This window comes from Streptomyces sp. NPDC026538, from assembly GCF_055567535.1.
Genome location: NZ_JBVHQG010000002.1, coordinates 14,872 through 30,837, shown reverse-complemented (window position 1 = coordinate 30,837; position 15,966 = coordinate 14,872). Strand labels below are relative to the sequence as shown.

The 15,966-nt window shown below is 68.5% G+C and carries 11 protein-coding genes and 2 pseudogenes; 5 read left to right on the top strand and 8 right to left on the bottom strand.

Annotated features, from left to right (window positions below; translation table 11 throughout):
• Positions 1-370: 370 nt before the first annotated feature.
• The 5 genes from ACZ4N4_RS07080 to ACZ4N4_RS07060 form a co-directional block, all read right to left on the bottom strand.
• Positions 371-2,962, bottom strand: a complete 2,592-nt coding sequence (locus ACZ4N4_RS07080) for a SpoIIE family protein phosphatase (RefSeq protein WP_467585421.1) — start codon at positions 2,960-2,962, stop codon at positions 371-373.
• A gap of 813 nt (positions 2,963-3,775) precedes the next feature.
• The gene (locus tag ACZ4N4_RS07075) at positions 3,776-5,164 is read right to left on the bottom strand and encodes a Dyp-type peroxidase (protein WP_467585418.1); all 1,389 of its coding nucleotides are present in this window, start codon (positions 5,162-5,164) and stop codon (positions 3,776-3,778) included.
• A gap of 81 nt (positions 5,165-5,245) precedes the next feature.
• Positions 5,246-6,373, bottom strand: coding sequence for a catalase family protein (locus ACZ4N4_RS07070; RefSeq protein WP_467585415.1), 1,128 nt, complete (start codon positions 6,371-6,373; stop codon positions 5,246-5,248).
• Between the two features lie 172 nt (positions 6,374-6,545).
• Positions 6,546-7,034, bottom strand: a complete 489-nt coding sequence (locus ACZ4N4_RS07065) for a hypothetical protein (protein ID WP_402047735.1) — start codon at positions 7,032-7,034, stop codon at positions 6,546-6,548.
• 388 nt (positions 7,035-7,422) lie between these two features.
• On the bottom strand, positions 7,423-8,064 hold the full coding sequence (locus ACZ4N4_RS07060; protein ID WP_467585412.1) for an MBL fold metallo-hydrolase: 642 nt from the start codon (positions 8,062-8,064) through the stop codon (positions 7,423-7,425).
• 102 nt (positions 8,065-8,166) lie between these two features.
• Between ACZ4N4_RS07060 and ACZ4N4_RS07055 the strand changes: the two genes are divergently transcribed.
• Entirely contained in the window at positions 8,167-8,592 is a 426-nt protein-coding gene (locus tag ACZ4N4_RS07055) for a MarR family winged helix-turn-helix transcriptional regulator (protein WP_467585409.1), read from the top strand.
• A gap of 207 nt (positions 8,593-8,799) precedes the next feature.
• Here ACZ4N4_RS07055 and ACZ4N4_RS07050 read toward each other — a convergent pair whose 3' ends face one another.
• Both ACZ4N4_RS07050 and ACZ4N4_RS07045 read right to left on the bottom strand, forming a co-directional pair.
• Entirely contained in the window at positions 8,800-9,171 is a 372-nt protein-coding gene (locus ACZ4N4_RS07050; protein ID WP_467585406.1) for a helix-turn-helix domain-containing protein, read from the bottom strand.
• A 124-nt stretch (positions 9,172-9,295) separates the two neighbouring features.
• A pseudogene (locus tag ACZ4N4_RS07045) lies at positions 9,296-9,430 on the bottom strand (PAS domain-containing protein); the annotation flags it as partial.
• Positions 9,431-9,714: 284 nt separating this feature from the next.
• Here ACZ4N4_RS07045 and ACZ4N4_RS07040 point away from each other — a divergent pair.
• From ACZ4N4_RS07040 to ACZ4N4_RS07030, 3 genes are all read left to right on the top strand, one after another.
• Positions 9,715-10,656 (top strand): cytochrome P450, encoded by a 942-nt coding sequence (locus tag ACZ4N4_RS07040; RefSeq protein ID WP_467585403.1) that lies wholly within the window; start codon positions 9,715-9,717, stop codon positions 10,654-10,656.
• Positions 10,657-10,823: 167 nt separating this feature from the next.
• Complete coding sequence (locus ACZ4N4_RS07035) at positions 10,824-11,903, top strand: hypothetical protein (RefSeq protein WP_467585400.1); 1,080 nt, start codon at positions 10,824-10,826, stop codon at positions 11,901-11,903.
• 223 nt (positions 11,904-12,126) lie between these two features.
• Positions 12,127-13,368 carry a PP2C family protein-serine/threonine phosphatase gene (locus ACZ4N4_RS07030; protein WP_467587625.1) on the top strand — a complete coding sequence of 414 codons (1,242 nt, stop codon included), beginning with the start codon at positions 12,127-12,129 and terminating at the stop codon, positions 13,366-13,368.
• A gap of 868 nt (positions 13,369-14,236) precedes the next feature.
• On the opposite strand, the pseudogene ACZ4N4_RS07025 reads toward ACZ4N4_RS07030, so the two are convergent.
• Positions 14,237-14,459: pseudogene (locus ACZ4N4_RS07025) on the bottom strand (aldo/keto reductase); the annotation flags it as partial.
• Positions 14,460-14,583: 124 nt separating this feature from the next.
• Between ACZ4N4_RS07025 and ACZ4N4_RS07020 the strand changes: the two are divergent.
• The gene (locus tag ACZ4N4_RS07020) at positions 14,584-15,636 is read left to right on the top strand and encodes an LLM class F420-dependent oxidoreductase (RefSeq protein WP_360488393.1); all 1,053 of its coding nucleotides are present in this window, start codon (positions 14,584-14,586) and stop codon (positions 15,634-15,636) included.
• Positions 15,637-15,966: the final 330 nt, after the last annotated feature.

Below are 15,966 nucleotides of genomic sequence, written 5' to 3'. Positions count from 1 at the left end.
GGGGCGCTCGGCCACAGGCCTCCGCGAGGCACCGGTCATTCGGTCCCCCAGGCCGCCTTGTCGAGGCGAGTGGCGACCGGGAGACGACGAGACAGGATCCCTCTGGCAGCTTGTCTGCGTCCTCGATCAGTGCGCGGCCGAAGCCGACTGGGGGCTGTTCCAAGCGCAGGTCCGGGATCCATCCGGTACGGGGCTCTTGGAGTCCTGCCATGTCGAACGGCGCATCCGGTTCCCTGCGCACTTGGCGGATGGTGTCGCCAACGCGACGGCACAGTACGTCCAGGGCGGTGCTGAAGCGGCCGGTGCCGTCTACTCCCGTCAGGACGACGACCTGCCATTGGTCCAGGATCTTGCGAATCACCTGATCATGTCAGGACAGTGCCTCCTCGGGCGTCCTCCCTTTTGGCTGCTCTGCCCAGACGGTCTTTCCCTGATCCCGATAACGGGTACCCCACTGGTCCGCGAGGGTGGCGACGATGAACAGTCCTCGGCCTGTCTCGTCGATGGTGCGGGCGTGTTTCACGTGTGGAGCGCAGGTCGAGGCGTCGCTGACCTCGCTGGTCAGCATCTCGTCAAGGATCAGGCGTAGTTGCAGGGGCGGGGCGCCGTAGCGGACCGCGTTGCCTACGAGTTCGCTGACGATGAGCTCATTGGTGAACGTAATCTCCTCGTCCACACCCCAGGCATCCAGTTGGCACCGGGCAGCCGCACGGGCGATCGGGGCGGCCTCGGGACCCGGCGGCAGGGAGAGGGCCAGTACCTGATCCGAGGGCAGCGCTTTCGTACGGGCGAGCAGCATCAGTGTCTCGTCGGGCGGGTGGCCGTGGGTGAGCGCATGCGTGATGTCGTCGCGCAGCTCGGGAAGACTCCGCTGGCTGCCGCGGTCCAGGAGCGGGCGCAGTGGACCAGCCAGGAGCTTGTCTGCGAGTGGGGCCGTGGCCATGGCCATGGTGGTGCCTTCGGGGAGGCCGACCGTGGTCGCGGGAAACGGGGCGCTGCCCGCTCCGGCGAGCAGGGGGCCCGGAGGCACGGCCACGGTGGATGAACTGCCGTCGGGGAAGAGAACGACTGGCTCCGGGAGACCGGCACGGGCGAGGGTGCACGTGAGAGTGACCGGGTCGTAGATCGCGATGGCGCAGCTGGCAGTGAGCGGCTCATGGTGCAGGGGATCCCCAGGGGGCAGTGCGGCACGTTCGGCTGCGAGACGGATCGCGGTGTCGCTCAACCGGGCCAGTAGCTCGTCGGGCCCCAGGTCCAGCGGGGCCAGTGAGTGGAGGGCCGTCCGAAGCTGTCCCATGGTGGCCGCCGCGGCGACGCCTCGTCCGGCGACGTCGCCGACGACCAGCGCGGTCCGTGCGCCGGGCAGCGCGATCGCGTCGAACCATACGCCGCCACCCTCCGGACCGGGAAAGTGCAGTTGGCAGACCTCCACGGAGCTTGGCGTGGCTGGATGCTGGGGCAGAAGCCTGCGCTGGAGAGTCGCTGCGATGGTCCGCTCGCGGGTGTACCGGCGGGCGTTGTCGATGCAGAGAGCGGCGTGCGCGCATACGTCGGACGCGAGCTGAAGGTCCTCCTCCTCGAAGGGATCTTCTTGTTGGTGGCGGTAGAAGCTGACTGCGCCCAGGGCATGACCGCGCAATGCCAGCGGTGCCACGATCAGAGAGTGGACATCGGACCGCCTGATGGAGTCCGCTCGGGCTGGGTCGGCGGCGAGCCACGCGCTGTCGGCGTCGATCGGGACGAGCCGCGGGCGGAGGTCGGACAGTACTCGCGAGTAGGGGGTGCCGGACGGCAGCGGGCGCACGTCTCCCACCGGGTATGCCGAGATCCGTCCCCGGAAGGCTGTTCGGCGTAGGGGAACGTCCTGGTGGACGGGGACCGGTGGAGGGTCCTCACCGCGGACGACGTCGTCGATGACTTCGACCACGGCGATGCCGGTGAAGGCAGGCACTACTGCGTCCACCAGTTCTCGGCACACAGCCAGCACGTCCAGCCGCCGCCCCACCCGCGCCCGGACCGCGTCCAGGAGGGCCAGGCGTTTCAGCGCGTTCTCACGCTCCGTGACGTCGACTGCGGACGCCACCAGACCGAGCACGTCCCCGCGGCCGCTCTCCAAGCGGGCGAAGGAGACGGAGTAGATGCGGCGTCTGTGCAGGCCAGGCGCCTCGCCGGCCCGGACGAGCAGGTTCAGTACCGGCACTCCGCTCTCCAAGACCCTGCGAGCCACCGCGAGCGTTTCGTCAGGGTCTTCGAGTTCGAACGCCTCGGTGAACCGCTTGCCGAGCAGGTCTGCCACTGGCGTGTCGCGCAGCCAACGGGTGCCGGTGTTCATGCGGACCACGCGGAGTTGGTTGTCCAGGACGTGCAGTCCCACCGAGGACTGGGTGAACATGGCCTTCAAGACCGCCACGTCCTGCTGGGAAACGGCGTCCGCTGCAGCACGTACCTGCCAGACAACGGAAGTGCCGCGCAGCTCGGGCGTGACCAGTACCGGGGCTCCGTCAGAGAGGCGGCCTCGGCGCCCTCCGTCACCCGCGTTGATCTCACGCATCAGCGCGAGGACGGACTGGCCAACGGCCTCCTCGGTGGACCATCCGAACAGCTCCTCAGCGAGACGCTGCCAATCGATCACCCGTCCGTCCTCAGCGATGGTCATGAGCACGTCGCGGTCGGGCACTGAAAACACCTCCCGCTCGCATCCCCGGGTCGTGCACCTCCCGATCTGCGCAGTGCACCCCTCCACCAGTTCAAGCGCGTGGTGGTCCCCCGGCAACCCGACCTGGTGGTTCAAGCTGTCAGGGCAGGCTGATCGAACTCCTGAAGAGGATGCCGCGAAAGCCGCCCTCCCCTGCTCCACAGACGCCGGACGCACTGCGTCATTGGGCAGGACGGGAATCAGTTGATCCATCCCCAGGAAGGCGTGGACGAGGTCACGATCGCCGGTTGGGTAGCGGCCGGGCATCTCGTACTGGGCTCCCTCCCATGGGGCGGTCAGCTGCCAGTTGCGCTCGAAGTTGCGGTAGCAGTGGAGAGCGCTGGTGAGCCGGCTTCGGCGTACTCCGTCGCGAGAGGGTCGATGTCGGCTTCGGTGAGCGAGGCGGGAAGTTCCTCAGGGTCCTCGAAGCGTCCAGGAATCCCGCACGTGGTGGGACGAGCGGCTTGGCGGGCGGGTCACTGTGTGTCGCGTCGCCGGAGAGCCCCTACATCACGCGGCGGAAGGGGGGTGCGGGTCCTGCGCGAGCTCGGTGTCCGCGACGCCGGGAGCCTGGAGGTAGTTCCAGTAGAACTGGCCTCCGAAGCGCTCGCGCATAGCCTGCGGTGGAGGGAGGGACCGGACCGCCCTACGGCGGCGGGACGCTGAGGCCGACGACCCCCGGGATGGCGTCGGGCCGCATCAGTGCGGTGGACCAGGCGACCCCGCTGCCCAGGTCGTGGTCGATGACCATGGCCTGCTGTGTGCCGAGTGCGTGGATCAGGCCGATGATGTCGCCGACGATGTGCAGGGTGGTGTATTCCTCGACTGCGGCGGGGCGGTCACTGCGGCCCTAACCGGCTGGTCAGGGGCGGCGACGTGGTATCCGGCCGGGGCCGAGGGTGTGAACCGGTGACGCCGGTTGTACCAGCACTCGGGAAGGCGGGAGCAAGAGCCAGGGGCCCTTCACCCTCCCCCACAATGTGCGGCCGAACCTCCCCGACAGTGACGGTGCGGTGCTCGACCATGGTCGTCATCCCTTCCCGCGACATCGGCTCGGACCGGACTCACTCGCCATGTCGCTCAGGCGCCGAGTTCGGCCAACCAGTTCAGGGCCCGGATTCCGGGCATGAACAAGTACTCTCCGCCCTTGGTGATCACGAAGCGGGGCAGCTGCTGCAGCCGTCGACGGATGGGGCGCTCCGGGATGGTGAACACACCGGTGCCGTCGTTGGCTCCCACCAGCGGATCCTTTTCGGTGTCGAGGCCGGTGAAATCGCCGTCGTTGATCCACTGGGACTTGATGAACTCGAACTGCCGGCCGAGGTCGGTTCCCATGAAGATGAACACGATGCCGCGGTCGGCGCCGTCGTCCTCCCGTTCCCCTTCGGGGAGCGGGAGGCCGTAGGTGGCGGCTCGGCGCAGGGCGCGGTGGATGGTCGGGTCGACGAGCCCCTCCACCAGGGAGTCGCGCGGGTAGGCGCGCCGGATGTGGGCGCCGAGGGGGCAGCACAGGCCGCGCGGATCCTGCTCGTGGTAGGCGAAGTCGTTGACTCGCTGAGGATCGGCGGCGAGAGTGGGGTCGTCGTGCTCGGGGGCGAGCATGAGGGGCGCTCCGCTGCGCCAGCGGCCGACCATCTTCGCCGCCAGCAACTCTTCCTCCTCCGGCGAGGAGGCGTTGGCGTTCAGGTACTGGCGGAAGGCGGCGACCCGGGTGTGCAGTTTACGGAAGGCCACGTAGGTGCCGTTGCGGCCGAGGACGTTCGGTTGCGGCATGGGCGCGGGCTCGCCCAGCTGGTTGACGTAACCCATCAGGAACTCGCCGGCCTTGATGGCGTCGCCGAAGCCGGGCAGGTAGCCGTAGTGGTCGGGGCTCGTCTGGAAGATGTCGGCTACGCCGCTGCCCTCGATGTCGGGTTCGCCGATACCGTCGACGAACCCCAGATGAGTACGCCCGGTGGGCAGTTGCGGCGTGTCGATCCGGTAGATCACCGACACGCCCGGCAGATCGTGGTGAGCCTGGTGGGCGATGTCCAGCACGGACTGCAGCGTGGCGTCATCCGGGGCGAACAGGGCCAGCGCCACGTGCACGTCCGTGTCGCCCAGGGGAGGCTCCCAGTGCTCGGGGCTGCTCTCACCGACATCACCGAGGGTCTTGGCACGGGCGGCCATCCCCGCGCGGAACTCCGCCGGGAAGCTGTCCAGCGACTCCTGTGGAACGCCCAGGGCGCGCAGTCCGGAATGGCTCAGGGCCACGTTCAGCCAGGCCCGCTCCGGCGGATCCCACCAGTCGACCGCCGTGGCCACATCGGGTGCCAGACGCCGCAGCATCCGGCGGCCGTCCGCCGGGTCGTCGACGCGGAGCAAGAAGTAGGCGCCGGTGTAGGGCGAGGGCCGTTGCCGCAGCACCGTGCCCTGGATGTCCGCCAGCTCCAGTACCTGTTCCTGGTGCGTCGTCCCCGTCGTCGCCACGTCACTCCTTCTCGCTCTTGCCATGCCACGTCGGCCCATTGCGGAAACAGACACGCCGTTCACGTCCTGGCGGTCAGGTCTCTACGGCAACGGAAGCACGTCGTCGGCGCTGCGGGGTTCTTTGCGCTCCTGGTTGTTGAGCTTGTGTCGCAGAATGGAGGAATTCCGGTACACCTCTTTGCGGACCCGCATGATGTTGCCGAGGGGACGGTGTTCCGCCGTCACCCGCCACGGATTCAAGGAAAGAGCGTCCAGCTTCCTGAGGTTGTCCTCGCCGGAGATGTCCTGCTGCGGAATCCGGAGCTTTGCCACCGTGACGGACGGGGAGAGTTCCTCGGGCCACTCCACGGTGACGTCCTCCACCGGCATTTGCTCCAGGTCGACACAGAGCTGGACCTGGATATCGAACTCGTAGGGACGCTCACGCAGTTCTGCCACCAGAGCCGGCCGGAAGACCTCCGGTGCCGATGCCGGATCGACACTTCGCTGAGTCACCTTGTCGGCGAAGGCGGGGACGGGCGCCATGCGCACCTTGGCGATGTAGTCGCCGTGCCGGACCGAGCCCATCGTCCAGTAGGTCGACAGCAACAGGTTCACCAGCGGCCGCTGTGAGACGGAGAGGAAAGCCCGGAGCTCCTCCCAGGCCCACTGCTCCGGAGGCAGGGCTCCCTTCCCCGTGACGAAGTCGTGGAGGAACTGATGGAAGCCGGGCTTGCCCTTGGCCAGATAGGTCGGCGCGTCAGCGACCAGTTCCTGGATGAACGTGTAGTGCTCGGCGGTGTTGCAGAAGAAGATCGGCGCGTTGATGTTGGCGTAGTCGAAGGTGCGCGTGTCGGGCTCGTCCTCCAGCAGGGTGGGACCGTCGATGTCGAAGAGCTTCAGCGCCAGTCCGGCCACGCCGCCGAGCCGGGCATCGGTCCCGAGATGGCCCGAGCCGTTGGAGAAGCGAATGAGTGCGTCGTGGCGTCCCGGCGTGGCATAGATGCCCTGCGCATACTCGGCCGGGAGCTGGTCCAGGATGTCCACCTCGGCCCTGACCAGGGCGTAGCCCTTGGCATGCGCGGAGCGGACAGCCTGACCGGTGCCTTCGGCTGTTACCGAGTCGGCGACGAACCGCCCGGAATCCCGCATGGCGATCTGCAGATTCTTGTCAAACTGCGGGTCATCGGTTTCGACGTCCGGTGTATACCTGACGAACTTCGTCGCCATTGTTCAACCGTCCCTTCTACGTCCGGCTCTTGCCAGGTCAGAACCCGGACCGGCCGCGCCCGACCTCGCCGGGACCCCCGGCAGCCCCATGCGGGATGGAAGCGGCGCAGCACCACTCAAGAGATGGCCGGGACGCGGCGCAGTTCCTTCAGCTGGACGGGCGGTGTTTTTCTCAGCCCTGTGCCTCGTCGAGAAGTTTGTCGAAAGCTTTGGCGATCCGCTGTCCCCGGCGCACATCCTTCACGGTGGCGTCCGGATAGGCGCAGTACCAGCCGTCGGCCGTCACCTGGTGCTCGGCGATGAAATCCGCGGTTTGCTTGGGATTGTCGCGAAGCCCCGGCCACCCCTCGACTTCTTCGAAGACAAAGTCCAGCATCTCGGGAACGAGCGTGGCGAAGTCGTTGATGTAGGGGTCCCAGTCACCGTCGTAGGCGGTGCAGAAGAGCAACTTGGTGTCGTTGTCGAAGATGACGTAGCGCATGTCGTGTACGGTGCCGACGCGCTCCGCGGCCCCGTAGGCCCGCGGGTCGGCGAGCTTGGCGCGCAGCCGTTCGGCACCGCCGGGTTTGAGAGGCAAAATGGTGGTCAGCTCGCTGACCCTGCCTTGGCGCCTACCCACTCGGCCTGCGCTCTCCACTGGGGCGGTAGCGGTGTCAGACATGACCCGTATCCCTCCGTCGCCCGAGGACTGGTCCGGGAAACCATTGCCTCTTACCTATCGCAACGCTACGCCCTGCGTCGGTGCCTCTCCATCGCACAGCAGAGGAACATGCTTTGGCCACGCACTTGGCCATTCGTCCATCAACCAACCATCCGACATTCCGCATTCGGCCTCATGTCGGCATCCGCGTGCAGGGCTACTTTCCTTTGGAGGTCGCGCAGACAGGCGTGGTGGGGGACCCCGGCAACAGAACGGAACGGGCACAGGTCCTGGTGATCATGGAGTTACGACGCTCTGTGATCACTGGGGGGACCTGTGCGCGGCTTCCCCGCGAAGCCGCCTGACACGCTTGCAAGGAGTGGCGGTTACGCCTCCGGATGCGGGGGCCTCAGCCGATCTGGGCGGTCGCGCCTGAGGGCAGGCGGTGGTAGCGCGCTGCGACACCGGGGCCGTGGTCGCCCAGGAAGCCACCGACCATCGCGGTGCCGATGTCGTTGAGGGCGCCGTCGTGAATGGCGTAGGCGTCGTGCGGGGCGACCTCGCGGACGTAGTCGATCAGGTGGCCGACGGTGGACCAGGGGGCGTGCACCGGCAGCAGCAGCGTGCCGACGGTGGCGTCGGGGACGGTCAGGGCGTCTCCAGGGTGGAAGAGGACGTCGTCGATGAGGAAGCCGATGTTGGCGATGCGCGGGATGTCGGGGTGGATGACCGCATGCCAGGTGCCGTGGACCTTCACATCGAAGCCGGCCGCGGTGAACGTCTCGCCTTCTCCGACGGCGGTGACCCGGGCGCCGAGGCCGTCCAGCTGCTTGGTGACAGAGGAGTTGGTCCAGATGTGCAGGGCCGGGTTGTGCTGAGCAGCCCTGCGCAGCATCTCCTCCGAGAAGTGGTCGAAGTGCTCATGCGTGACCAAGACGGCGTCGGCGCCGTCCAATGCCTGCGGCTCGGTCAGGCCACCCGGGTCCACAACCAGGTGGCGACCGTTCTTCTCGACGCGGACACAAGCGTGCCCAAACTTGGTGAGCTGCACTACCAGCACCCTTCTACTCAGGTTCTACTCAGGAAACTATGTAACTTGACTGCACAATCGAACTGTACACCCGTGTTCCATGGAATCGAGTAGGATGCACGCGTGGACGAGGATGTGCTGGCCGAGGAACTGCGGCAGGCGGTCGGGGAGCTGGTCCGAGCGGTGCGCGTTGTGGACACCATGCCTCCCGGGGAGGCGGCCGCCCTCGGCTTTCTCGACCGAAGCGGCCCGCTGACCACGGCCGACCTCGCCCACCGACGCGGCGTGACGCACCAGTCGGCCGCCAAGTCCGTGAAAGAACTCATCAGCGACGGCCTGGTGCACACCGAGCCCCACCCCAGCGACGGCCGCAAACTCCTCTTGCACATCACCGACGCCGGCCGCGCCCGCCTGCAGTGCGAACGTTCGCAGCGAGCCCGCGCCCTCAACGCTGCCATCCGCGACACGTTCAGCCCCGAAGAGCAACAGCAACTACGCGACTGCGTTGCCCTGCTGTCCCGCCTGACCGCACGGCTCGCCGGAAAGTGACCGGCCGGTGCCCGGTGACCCGGTGCAGTCACGGCAAGCCGACGCCCAGCCGGCTCCCGCACCACTCATGGCAGTTCGGACGGTGGTGGGTCCGCCGTGAAGAGCGGAGCCACCGCCATTTTCACTGCAGAGCAGGTGAGTTGGAGCCGCGATCCGGGATCGCGACGCGACATTCCCGGCTGCCCGCCGGCTGTCCGCCGAACCCCTTCACCGCGGCGGATCCGCCAGTCCCCGGGCAGGTTCGGCTGCAGCGGGCGCGGGTGGCCATGCCTGCGGTGAGAGGACCCCGTTGACGTAAGCGCGTGCTACCAGAGCCGTTCTGTTCTTGACTCCCCAGCGCCGGGACAGGCGCGCGAGGTGGTAATTGACCCCGTCGGCGGTCAAGCCGACCTCCGTGGCGATGTGCGTGCTCGTGCAGCCTGCGGCCGCCAGGGCGAGGATGCGGGCCTCGATGTCGCTGGTCTGTCCGGGACCCTTCGTCTGCGCGGTGGGCGGGGCGGCCGGCTCCTCGAAGACGTGCAGGATCAGCAGCAGGTTCAGCGGGCCGTCGGGCACGTCGCCGATCACGTCGATGGTCATCTCGCCGCGTCGTTCCCCAACCCGCTGCGGGGTACCAGGACACCTCGACCGGGTACCTCGACCGCCGGCGCAGCCGTAGAGCCTCCGAGATCGGATCGAGTCGCCGCTCCGCCGTCGGGCTGAAGAGGTCCCGTGCGCTGCGGCCGACGAGGCGGCCGACGAGCGTGCCCCACTCCGAGGCCATGGCGTGGTTGGCCGAGAGGATGGTGCCCTTCGCATCGCAGAGGGCGACGGGAAGCGGAATGCGGTCGAACAGCACGGTGGCCTGGTTGCGCCAGAAGACCGCCTGGTCACCGTCCGGTGTCGGGGACCAGGTGCCGTCCTCGCCGCTCACCTGATGCTCAGGGGTGCCCACCGTCACTCCCAGTGATTTCCTTTACCCCGAGGTGCAGGAGGGGCGCAAGCCCTCACTCTTTGACGCTACTACAAGAATTCTTAGCACTGGTGCGATACCGGGCATTCTCGCGGCGCGACGGTGGAGAGAACCGCCCCACCGGAGGCGGCAGTCCCTGAATGTTCCACCGCGGAGGGCGGTGCATCTCCATGACCGAAACCCGGTGCGAGCTGCAGGCAGCGAGCGGCAGCGTTCCGGACGGCGTTCCTGTGATCGACATCTCCGCCACCGGGCCCGGCGACACGCCTGTCCTGCAACTGATGGAGCTCGCCCGGCGGCACGGCCCGGTCTTCGTCCAGCGCCTGCACGGCCGCGACACGTTCTTCGTCAGCGGACTGGACGTGGTCACGGAGCTGGCCGATGAGCAGCGTTTCTCCAAGGACGTGGGCCCGGCGCTCGTGAACGTGCGGGAGTTCGCCGGCGACGGTCTCTTCACCGCCCACAACGACGAGCCGAACTGGGCCAAGGCGCACGACATCCTCATGCCCGCCTTCGCCCTGGCCTCGATGCGCACCTACCACCCGGTGATGCTCAAGGTCGCGCGCAGGCTCATCGACTCGCGGGACCGCCACGTCGCCGTCGACCCGCTGTCCAGTGCCCGCGAACGCGCGCTCGCCTTCGACCCGGCCGACCCCGGCTTCGCCGAAGCCGTCCACCAGGCCACCGCGGGCCTGGGCCTGGACGTGGCCTTCGACTTCGCCGGCGTCCCCGCCGTCCGCGAGCAGGCCGCCACCGTCCTCGCCCGGGGCGGAGTGCTGGTCCAGGCCGGCCTGTTCGCCGGCGTCCCCGCCGTCCGCGAGCAGGCCGCCACCGTCCTCGCCCGGGGCGGAGTGCTGGTCCTGGCCGGCCTCACCCCGAAGCCGCTCACCATCAAGGACAGCACCCAATTCAGCTTCCGCCGCAACCAGGTCCGCGGCCACTACGGATCCGGGCCCCAGTACGTCGAGCAGCTGATTCGGCTGGCCTCCACCGGCCGCCTCGACCTGGCACCCTCCATCACCGCACACATCCCCCTCGCCGAAGCGGCCGACGCCGTCGCCCGGCTGGAACGCAAGAAGGGAGACCCGATCCGCCTCGTGCTGATCCCCTGACGCCACCAACCGCTGCGGCTCGCCAGGACAGCCGGCCATACCGACAGCTCGCGAGCCGTCGGCATGGCCGACCGTCTCCGGGCAGTCCCACGGACGCGGCCGGCCCTTCACCGACCACTTCGGCCGTCGAACGAACAACGACCTCTGCCTGCAAGGGAACGACCTCCATGCGTCATCAGCGCACCGTCCGCCATGCGGTGGACAACCCGCCCGGCCCGCGCCACACCGTCCGCCACGTGGTACTCCACCTGCTCACCCCGCTGGTGATGTGTCTTGGCATGGGCCTGTCCTACCTCGGCGCCTTCCACGCGCCGCAGGACCACATGCACGGGATGAAGGTCGCCGTAGTCGGCACCTCGGCACGCAACCAGCTGCTGGCACAGGCGCTGAAGAGCAAGGCCGGGGACGCGCTGGACGTCATCACCGTGCCCCACCAGGCCATGGCCCGGCAACAGATCATGGACCGGGATCTGGTCGGCGCGTATGTCCCGAGTGCCAAGCACCCCGAGCTGCTGGTCGCCGAGGCCAACTCCGGCACCTCCGTCACCGCGGCCGAGGAGGTCTTCACCAAGGTGGCCGCCGAACAGGGCGCCCCGTTGAAGGTCACCGACCTGTCCCACATGGCCGACGGTGACCGCACCAACGAAAACCTGTTCTTCCTGCTGGTCGCTCTGAGCATCGGTGCCGTTCAGGGGGCCGCGGTCATCGCCGCGGCCGGTGCCGCACTCAGCGTGTGGACCCGGGCCTCCCTCGGCATCGTCGCGGCCCTGGCGGTGAGCACCATCGGGGCGATACTGGCGGGTCCGTGCTTCAACATCGTCGACCACGACCAGTGGGGCATATGGGGCATGTCCCTGATGTACACGGCAGGGATCCTGACCATCGGCATCGGTCTGCACACGTTCCTCAAACGCTTGACGTTGCTGGTCCTCATGGCGCTGTTCATCATGCTCAACTTCACCACCTCCGGCGGCATTTTCGAGCCGGAGCTGCAAGGCGGCTTCTTCGGCGCGCTGCATGCCTTCTGGGACGGCGCCGGCTTCGTCGAGGGCGCCCGCAGCCTGCTCTACTTCGACTCGGCGAAACTGGGCGGCCGGATCCTCTCCCTGGCGCTCTGGCTCGTCGCGGGCCTGCTGCTGGTGGTCGCGGCCGCGGTGGCGGAGCGGCGTACCAACCCTGCCCCGGCGCCGGTCCCTCTGGCGGAGGCGGACGCCGAGGAGGAAATGGGCGAGGCCGTCGCAGTGTGATCGCGCGGACGGGAGGGGGCGGTCCTACGGCCTGAAGCAGCACCGCTACTCACTGCCGCCGGAGTGTCGATGCCTCGCGCCCGCCACAGAACCGGCCTACGGCTGAGCCGTCAGCGGTTGTCGGCATGGCGTGGCGCTGGGGTGCCGGTGGGACGGGTCGTTGGCGAAGCGCTTATGGCGCTCATACAGTGAGTGGGTGGGTGGCAGTTCGGCGACTGACGCGGTGCGTGCGGCCACAGCAGAGGTCGACTACGCTGCGCTCTTCGCTGCCACCCCCAGCCCATGCCTGGTGCTTCTCCCGGACCTGGTGATCGTCGCCGCGAACAGGGCGTTCTGCCAGGCAAGCGGGCGCACCCGCGATGATCTGGTCGGACAGCCCTTCTTCGACGCCATCGCGGTAAACCCTGCAGACCCCGACACAGATCAGGTGCGCCACCTGGTGGCGGCGTCGCTGGAGCGGGTGCTCTCCACCCGGGAGCCGGAGACGATGGCGCTGCTGAAGTACGACGTCCCCGCCGCGGGCCGACCCGGGGTGTTCGAGGAGCGCTGGTGGTCCACGACCAACACGCCGGTTTTGGGGCCGGAGGGGCAGGTGAGGTGGATTCTCCTCCGAGTGGAGGATGTGACCGCCTACGCCCGTGAAAGGTACGTCCACGACAAGCCCGACCGTACGCTGCAGATGGAGGCTGAGCTGTACGAACGCACCCGGAAGGTGCAGCGCCTGAACGAAGAGCTGCGCCTGGCCCACGCCCGCCAGCGACGGGTCGCCCTCAAGCTGCAGGAGGCAATGCTCCGCTCACCCGACCTGTCCCGGCACCGGGATGTCGCGGTGCGCTACCTGCCCGCGCTCGACTCCTTGAATGTGTGCGGCGACTGGTACGACGCCGTTGACCTGTCCGACGGCCGCTTCGCGGTGGCGGTCGGGGACGTGGTCGGCCACGGCTTGGAGGCCGCGACCGTCATGGGCAGGCTGCGCAGCGCGCTGTCCGCCGCCAGCCGGGCCGTGGCCGGGCCCGCCCAGGCTCTGGAGCTCCTGGGCCTCTACGCACGCTCGATCGACGGGGCCTTGGCCACCACGGTCGTCTCCGTGCTGATCGACACGCGCTCCCAACTGATCATCTACAGCAGCGCCGGCCATCCCCCTCCGGCCCTGCTGCACCCGGATGGTCACTGCACGTTGCTGGACCAGGCCACCGACCCGCCACTGGGCGCTCGCCCCCGACACGTCCCCCGCCCTCAGGCTGGCATCGAGTACAGCCGAGGCTCCACCCTTGTGCTCTACACCGACGGCCTGATCGAGCGCCGCGACGAGGACATCGACACCGGCATACACCGGCTGACGGACACCCTCGTGGAAAGGTGCACCGGGCTCGATCCGGAACACGTCGCCGACACTCTCCTGACTCACCTCCGCGTCAGCAAAGGTGCCAGTGACGACATCGCCCTGGTTGTCGTTCACCTGTGAGAGTGAGCTTGCCGCACTTCCTGACGAAGGGTCCCCGGCGTCCTGCTCAATGTCGGATTCCGGAGGCACCAAGACTCCGCGACGTCAGCGATCGATTCTTGGAGCACCAGCTGTCCTGTTGCGGAGGGACCAACTCGTTCAAGCCGACCCAGGGGGACCGACTGCTCCTGGGCGAGACGAGGACCGCCGTGGCGCGAGCCACCGTGGATTCAAACCCGGGCGCCGACTCGTACAACTGCGGGATCCAGGCCAGAACCAGGTCCCCTGGTACGGGTCCTTCGCTCCGTGGTGGATGGCATCGGAGACGGCCGCGGCGGCGGCGCCACGGCTGAGCCCACCACCGGCGAGCTCCTCACGGACCTTGAGGCGCGGGCAGGAGAACCGGGCTCCTCCTCGTGCCGGGACGGCGTCTGCGGCGGATGGCCGTTTTGATCGGACGGGCTGGGCTGCAGGACCGCCAGTTCCTCGGGCTATGCCGTGCGCTCCTGGTCCGGGCCTGCTGCAAGTGCGCTTCGTGCGCCGGTAGTTGCCGGTGAACCCGTGCTCCGCCACCAGACGCCCGCCGTGGTCCCCGGGGCTGTGCTACGGAGCGTTTCGGCGCGTCACCCGTCTGCGTGCCTTCGCGGGTTGTCTCCAGCGGCAATGTGGTACCCGTGTGTTGTAGGACCTCTCCGATCGGCGTCGACACCTGCGGTGGCGCGGGGCACGGTCCTGGGGCGAACCGGCAGGACTGCAGGCAGCGTGTGGAGGGCGGGTTGGTGCTGGTGCCGTCCTTGCGTCAGCGCAGGCGGCATCCCACCCTGCCCTTAACTTGCGCACCGTGAGCGCGGTTGCCGCCGCAGCCCTGGAGTGCTCCCATGGAAGAAGGAGCGATCACCGGGTCGGAGCGCGGCACGAGGTCCTCGGCGAGCAGGCACTCGACCCCGCCGTCCCCGTACATGACGGCCGTGTCCGCGAGCCTGCCTCCGGCCTCCCGGAAAGTCCTGAGCTGGTCCGCGGCATCGGGTTCACCGGTGTCGTACCCCAGGTCAGCGTGCCGAGCCGGAGCCGGGGCACACGCGTCCCGCGCGGCCAAGGTGCCTTGGCTCCATGACGGCTGAGGTCAGTGGTCACCCGCGGTCCTTGGTCACGAGTGATGCACCCGACAGACGCCGCCCCCGGGTCGACATGGTCCGGGAGAACGACGACGAAATTCCCATGGGTGAGGGGAACGATATGCGACTCGGTATCAACCTCGGCTACTGGGGCGCCGGGATGGACTCGGACAACCTCGCTGTCGCCAAGGAGGCGGACCAGCTCGGTTACGCGGTGTGCTGGGCGGCGGAGGCCTACGGCTCGGACGCGCCCACCGTGCTCGCGTGGGTGGCGTCCCGGACGGAGCGCATCGACGTCGGCTCGGCCATCTTCCAGATCCCGGCCCGAACGCCCGCCATGACCGCTATGACCGCCGCCACCCTCGACTCCCTTTCGGGCGGCCGCTTCCGCCTCGGCCTCGGCCTCTCCGGCCCGCAGGTCTCCGAGGGCTGGTACGGCGTCAAGTTCGACAAGCCGCTCGCCCGCACCCGTGAGTACGTGGAGATCGTCCGCAAGGCGATGACGCGCGAGCCGCTGACGTACGAGGGCGAGCACTGGACGCTGCCCCTGCCCGGCGGCCCCGGCAAGGCGCTCAAGCTGACCGTCCACCCCGTGCGCGAACACATCCCGCTCTACATAGCGGCCATCGGTCCGAAGAACCTGGATCAGACCGGCGAGATCGCCGACGGCGCCCTGCTGATCTTCCCCTCCGCCGAGCACCTGGAGGACACCGCGCTCCGGCACATCCGGGCGGGTCGCGAGAGGGCCGGCAAGACCATGGAGGACTTCGACGTCTGCCCGACCGTACCCATCGCCCTCGGCGAGGACGTGGACGCGCTGGCCGACCTCTTCCGCCCGTACACCGCGCTGTACGTCGGCGGCATGGGCAGCCGCAAGCAGAACTTCTACAACCGGCTCGCGCAGCGCATGGGCTACGAGAAGGAAGCCGCCGAGATCCAGGACAAGTACCTGTCCGGCGACAAGGACGGCGCGGCAGCCGCGATCCCGCGCCGGCTCATCGACTCCACCACCCTGCTGGGTTCCGTGGAGCGCATCTCCGACCGCATGCGGGCCTACGCGGCGGTCGGCGTGACCACGCTCACCCTCTCCCCGGCCGGCACCACCCTCGACGAGCGGCTCGCGGCCCTGCGCGCCGGCGTTGAAGCGCTGGATCGCGCGGGTCTCGCGGAGTAGAAGGTGGCAGACCTCGCCTGGCGAGACGGACGCCGGGTGCTCCGTTGCTGCTTGGCTCGGCCGGGGACGGGCCCGCGCCGGGGGCTCCTGGTTCTAGTCTGGGACGAAGGAACCTCCACCCACTTCTCGCGACGGTACAGGGCCAGGGCGGCTCCCATCGCGGTCAGCAGGTCGCCTTCGGAGGTCAGGTCGGCCACTTCGAGGCCGGGGCCAGCCACGACCCCGACGAACTGCTGTGTGCTGAGGTCCCAGATGCGTGGCGTGTCGTCCCGGGACGTCGAGACGGCGAGCGCGGTGCCGTGGACTGTCGTACAAACGATGTTGTGCACG

Coding starts and splice junctions, on each gene's coding strand:
- ACZ4N4_RS07020 (WP_360488393.1), top strand. CDS start 14,584: ATGCGACTCGGTATCAACCTCGGCTACTGGGGCGCCGGGATGGACTCG.
- ACZ4N4_RS07035 (WP_467585400.1), top strand. CDS start 10,824: ATGCGTCATCAGCGCACCGTCCGCCATGCGGTGGACAACCCGCCCGGC.
- ACZ4N4_RS07070 (WP_467585415.1), bottom strand. CDS start 6,373: ATGGCGACGAAGTTCGTCAGGTATACACCGGACGTCGAAACCGATGAC.
- ACZ4N4_RS07040 (WP_467585403.1), top strand. CDS start 9,715: ATGACCGAAACCCGGTGCGAGCTGCAGGCAGCGAGCGGCAGCGTTCCG.
- ACZ4N4_RS07065 (WP_402047735.1), bottom strand. CDS start 7,034: ATGTCTGACACCGCTACCGCCCCAGTGGAGAGCGCAGGCCGAGTGGGT.
- ACZ4N4_RS07050 (WP_467585406.1), bottom strand. CDS start 9,171: ATGACCATCGACGTGATCGGCGACGTGCCCGACGGCCCGCTGAACCTG.
- ACZ4N4_RS07080 (WP_467585421.1), bottom strand. CDS start 2,962: ATGCCCGGCCGCTACCCAACCGGCGATCGTGACCTCGTCCACGCCTTC.